Consider the following 1,507-nt stretch of genomic DNA (forward strand, 5'->3'; position numbering starts at 1 on the left):
ACTAGGGCCTTATATGGACTCTCCGTCAATGTCAAAAAGAAAAAGTTAAAATAAATTTAGATGCTAGCTTATATACGGGCTCAAATTGAGGGGCTACCTCTGGCCTCTTATGTATTCGCACCTTCATGACTTTTCTGTTGAGCAGTTTATGAAACTTCAGGCCCTAACAGTCTATTGAAGGTTGGTCTTACCTATTTTAAGCGCTCTTATTGACAAATTTTAAGCCGCAAGTAATTGTGGCTGGTATTCTTTATCATGCTTTTGCATTGCAAAAGCCGTTCTTATCGTTTTATTCGCTAAAGCAATGGCTGCTACTTTCTTTCCTCGACGCGCGGTTAATGCTTTCAACCATACATCTTTTTCACTGCGACTTTCTCTTTTTTCTAGTTGGGAAACAACCGCTAATGCACCTTTAAACAAAGCACTTCGCAGCTTCTTATTTCCTATCACTTTAGATATCGCGCCTATTTTTTCTTTACCCCCACTGCTATGTTGTACTGGTGTTAGACCAAAACATGCGGCGGCTTCTCGACCACTTTTGAAATGTGTTGCATTACCTAGCGCTATTTTTATCAAAATTGCACAGACTGGACCGACTCCCTCTAAGGCTTGTAAGCGGTTACATGTTTTATCTTCTTTAATTATTTCATGCAATTGTTTTTCAATCAGCTTTGCTTCTTCAATTGTCTCCTTAAAGCGTTTAAAAAGGAGGTGAATTGAAAAACGAAATGAGGCTGTTAAACTATTTTCTGCCTCTTCTAGTATCTCAGGTATAGCGTGAATTAACGGGGTATCGCCTTGAGCTATTGGATACCCTAACTCCAAAAGTAAGCCTCTGAGTTGATTACTTAAACTTACTTTTTGTTTGACCAATAAATCACGCATACATTCAATGCCTTGCAGGCATTGCTCATGGGCTGAAAGTAAACGACTTCCTTTAATATGAGGCAGGCGAGCCGCAACAGAAATAGCCAGCGCATCATTCGCATCTGTCTTTTGCCCTTGACGGAATGCTTTTACCTGTCGTGCATTAATCGCTTTTACTTGATGACCAGCCTGTTTCGCAAAGCGTGCCCAATAATGTGTTCCGCCACACGATCCCATAGCAACTAAAGATTGCTTCTCTTTAATTAACAATTCTTTAAGTTTAGCTCTCGTGATTGCTTTGTTATAAATAACATGTCCATTCTTATCTGTTTTACAAACCTGAAATAAATTTTTTGCTAAATCAATTGTGATTACATTACAATCAAACATGTATGGGCTCCTTGGTAAAAGTTTTATCGCTTATTACGTTACTCCTGAGGGAAGTGGGAGTCCATACATCTGTTGACCTTTCAGGATTAAAATGTGTTCAATCTAGGGGCGATTTAATCGCGGCGTGAGGTTTGTAACCTAGTGGGCTAAATCAAAACCGAGCAACAAAGAGTTAATCGCCCCTAGGCAGAACCCAAGGACAGCGCATGTTTGGCATTTATGCTGCGTTATCGCCTATTTATGGGGAATA

The 1,507-nt window shown here is 39.8% G+C and carries 1 protein-coding gene; it reads right to left on the minus strand.

Going from position 1 to position 1,507, the window contains the following annotated elements; all coding sequences use genetic code 11:
• Window positions 1-219 precede the first annotated feature (219 nt).
• Window positions 220-1,257 (minus strand): IS110 family RNA-guided transposase, encoded by a 1,038-nt coding sequence (locus tag PALI_RS00075; RefSeq protein ID WP_193154364.1) that lies wholly within the window; start codon window positions 1,255-1,257, stop codon window positions 220-222.
• Between the last annotated feature and the right edge of the window lie 250 nt (window positions 1,258-1,507).

Origin of the sequence: Pseudoalteromonas aliena SW19, assembly GCF_014905615.1 — a bacterium.
Classification (GTDB): domain Bacteria; phylum Pseudomonadota; class Gammaproteobacteria; order Enterobacterales; family Alteromonadaceae; genus Pseudoalteromonas; species Pseudoalteromonas aliena.

What these genes read in the sequence shown, in the direction of transcription:
- PALI_RS00075 (WP_193154364.1), bottom strand. Translation starts at nt 1,257, where the DNA reads ATGTTTGATTGTAATGTAATCACAATTGATTTAGCAAAAAATTTATTT.